3 protein-coding genes are annotated in these 3624 nt (G+C 38.6%); 2 read left to right on the top strand and 1 reads right to left on the bottom strand.

What is annotated here, in order from left to right:
• On the top strand, nt 1-372 hold a 372-nt coding region (locus BLU57_RS15445), incomplete at its 5' end, for a hypothetical protein (RefSeq protein WP_143027013.1).
• 166 nt (nt 373-538) lie between these two features.
• Nucleotides 539-1645 carry an Arm DNA-binding domain-containing protein gene (locus BLU57_RS15455; RefSeq protein ID WP_090322865.1) on the top strand — a complete coding sequence of 369 codons (1107 nt, stop codon included), beginning with the start codon at nt 539-541 and terminating at the stop codon, nt 1643-1645.
• 226 nt (nt 1646-1871) lie between these two features.
• Here BLU57_RS15455 and BLU57_RS15460 read toward each other — a convergent pair whose 3' ends face one another.
• Nucleotides 1872-3215, bottom strand: coding sequence for a hypothetical protein (locus tag BLU57_RS15460; RefSeq protein WP_090322868.1), 1344 nt, complete (start codon nt 3213-3215; stop codon nt 1872-1874).
• Between the last annotated feature and the right edge of the window lie 409 nt (nt 3216-3624).

Below are 3624 nucleotides of genomic sequence, written 5' to 3' on the forward strand. Positions count from 1 at the left end.
CAAGAGCAAATTATTTTAAAGAATATCAAAGAATTCAGAGGCGTTGGCACCACGCTTGAAAGCGCATTAGGCGCTTTGATCATGGGGCAATACTTTGGATGGCGCGTTCTTAAAATACTGCACAATCCGCTGACCTATCGCCGCTATGAAAAAATCCTGGGCATTAAGTTCCAGGATGTTTGCCCGGAGGCAACACACTACAGTAACACCAGAAGCGTGGGTTATGCCATCACGCAAAAACTTGGCAGTTTCTGGGCGGTTGTGATGGGCAAGCGCAAAGTGGCGGATAAGGGTTTGATCGAGGATCAAACGGAAGTTGAAAAGCATGTAGCTAAGCATATTGCCGGTAATGACGGGGAGGAAAAGAAATGAACCACTCCGATCGACAACTGGTAACTGTCAAGAAATGTGCGGAACTGACGGGCTTATCTGAAAATGCCATCCGGCAGTATTTAAAGAAAGGACAATGGAGATTTGGAATACATTGGTTCAAATCTGCGAATAACAAAATATTTATATGCATGTCTGCAACAAATCTATGGATGCAAGGCAAAGAGGCATAACGATCCGCGGCAATAGCGTCCAGCTATCGTTCACATTCCAGGGTGTTCGCTGCCGGGAAACTATCCCCATGCCACCGACCAAGACCGCACTGAAAGAACTAGGCCTTAAGCTGCAAGCCATCAAGCACGAAATCAGAATCGGCACCTTCGATTATTTCCGGCATTTTCCGTACAGCAGAAAAGCCAAGGAATTCAGGAAAACACGCCCCGATCTCTACACGATCAAGGAAGCACTTATTAACTGGCTGCGTCACAACCAAGCGAAACTGCAAAAAAGCACGCTGCAAGACTATAACAGCGCCATCTATTATCATTTGATTCCAACCTTTGGCGATCTCACCATTGCCGAACTGACTGCCAGCAAAATTAAGGAATGGTTATCGGAACTCCCGTGCTCCAACAAAAGAAAAGGCAATATCCTGACTCCATTGCGCCAAACGTTTGAAGAGCTTTACCATGACGAAATTATCGACAAAAACCCGCTGCAAAGAGTTAAGAACCTGCCCAACAAAACCCGCGAACCCGAACCTTTCACACAAGAGGAAGTTGCCAAAATTCTGAACGAACTCACCGGCCAAGCAAAGAACCTGATTCAGTTTGCATTTTATTCAGGGCTTAGAACTTCCGAATTGATCGCGCTTTGCTGGCAGGATGTCGACTTTGAAAATAATCGTATATTTGTTAGAAGCGCTTATGTCAGAGGACAACTGAAAGACACAAAAACCAAATCGGGAAAACGGGAAGTCACGCTTCAGCCACAAGCCGAAGAAGCTTTACTCAACCAGCAAGCTTTTACCAAACAACTGAACGAAACCGTTTTTCACGATCCGCACACCAATCAGCCGTGGAGAAACGATCAACCGATCCGCAAAAGAATCTGGATTCCGGCACTGAAAAAAGCCGGTATCAACTACCGAAACCCTTACCAAACCCGCCACACTTTTGCATCCACACTGCTTTCAAGAGGTGAGAATCCCCTTTGGGTTGCTCAGCAAATGGGGCATAAGGATTGGGGACAGATCAGAAAAGTCTATGGGCGATGGATATCTAAAATAAAAAGTGATACCTATAATCAATCATAAAAAAATCATTTTTCTCAAATTAGGTGTACTCAAAATCCTATAAAATTATTTTCTTAAAGAAAAGAGGCTTTGTTTGCACAATGTTTTTTAATTACCTGAGCAATTACTGCACATAACAAAGCCTTCTTTTTAATTGTTACTACTAAACCCCTTAGATAAGCAAAATCAATATAATTAAACCTCTGCGCATTGACGATATTAATTTGTAGTAAAATTCATCAAGTTTCTATGGTGTCAAAGTCGAGCATTTCGTTATCCTAAATCCTATTGATGACCCCCCTTTTGGAGTTGAACTACAGCAGCTTTTATTTCTCAAATCATATTCTGCTTCATTGCAATCGAAGAACCCACTTCCCCGAACTTCGCATTTATGGCCAATAGAACTTCTTGACTGACATGTATGTTCTCCTCGAGCAAAAAATTGACGTATAATAGGTCCCATTGCGGTTATATCACCAAAATCGCTAATATCGTTAGAAGAATTAACTGATATATCGGTTTTTGGGATAGCAACGATGAGTTTATCGTACTCTTTAAAATGATTTTCAATCTGAGCATCAATAGTCTTATCAATTGATTTGTAGGAAATACCTTCTTCGAGCTTAGTTTCAGACAATGCAATTTCTCTTCCATTGAAATCAACAACCACAAATTCCTCTTTTTCTGCTTGGATATCATCCGTAATAGTTGTTGCTTCTACTTTTGTTGACATTAAAGTTGCAGGACAAATCTCACGATTATTTTTTATTTTCTTTTCAACGTATTTCATTCGTACTTCATCACTATAAACACTATCGATGTATCCTGCTGCAACAAATTTTCTATCTGCTTCTGCAAGTAAATCCTCCAATTTAAATTCTTGTTCAAGATGCACTGTAATATCTTTGGGTTTGCCCGCTAGTCTTTCTAAGTCGCTACGTCTAGTGCTTCTTTTTTCATAATAATTTACTTTAACTGTGCCAGTGACAATGACAGGGGCAGAAAAATTAAATCTGGATATATTTTCAACTACGCTAGAATTTATCATTAAAGCCATACCTGGCTTAACTTTTCTTACTTCATGCATTGATTCTTCTATTTCTTTTTCAACACGCGTGGTATCTGTATGTGACACGGAGAATTCAAAAGATTTTGCAAGATTCGCATCCATTTTGACAGGCACCTTATCACTATCGAATTTCAATCCAACTGAAAATTCAGTTCTAGTAGTAATAGCGTCAGTAACTGTCGCATCGAGAGAGAATTTTTTTGCAACCCTAATATCTTTAGTATGTTCTTGAACTGAAGTTGTACAGTTTTCGAAAATAAAAGATTGAGTTCTGATATTTGTTGGAAATTTCTGCTCATTAGGTTGAAACGAGATTTTATTAGAGAAATAATTTAATGTCGGAAATGATAGTGCATATTTATTTGGTATATTAACAATTGATGGATGATTTTGTAACTTCTGTCTTAACTGTGATTCTATATCGACTACTGCATTTGCAGATACTGTTAAGGGTAAGAGGCATATCATTATTGAAATTAGATCGGAGAGCTTCCAATATTTTTTAAAAATACTTTTAGACATAGTTATCTCCTTACAGTAAGAGTGGTTATGGTTTGAAGCTTAACATAATCTGATATCATATAAAGTAAATTTTAATTAAATTATTTTTTGATAAAAAAATTAATCTGATTAATATCAATAATTGTGACACCTCATTTTTTTATTTTTTACAAGAGAAAAGGCACATAAACAGCATAGGAAAAAATAAATGTCTGAAACTAAAAAAATATCGCAAGGTTCGATTCCCGCCGTCTCCACCAATTGAACGTTTCAAGAAATACAATAACATCCCTAAACCCGCCTAAGTGCGGGTTTTTTATTGCATTCAGCATCCATTGTCAATGGCGGAGTAAAAAGGTACCAAATAGCGGGCGAAGAGTGTACCAATTAGGTTAATAAAAAAGAGGTTTTGACCTCTGGTTCTGCGCTT

The organism is Nitrosomonas oligotropha (assembly GCF_900106555.1).
In the GTDB taxonomy this organism is placed as follows: domain Bacteria; phylum Pseudomonadota; class Gammaproteobacteria; order Burkholderiales; family Nitrosomonadaceae; genus Nitrosomonas; species Nitrosomonas oligotropha_A.

Excerpts from the sequence above, each read along its gene's own strand:
- BLU57_RS15455 (WP_090322865.1), top strand. The coding sequence starts at position 539 with ATGGATGCAAGGCAAAGAGGCATAACGATCCGCGGCAATAGCGTCCAG.
- BLU57_RS15460 (WP_090322868.1), bottom strand. The coding sequence starts at position 3,215 with ATGTCTAAAAGTATTTTTAAAAAATATTGGAAGCTCTCCGATCTAATT.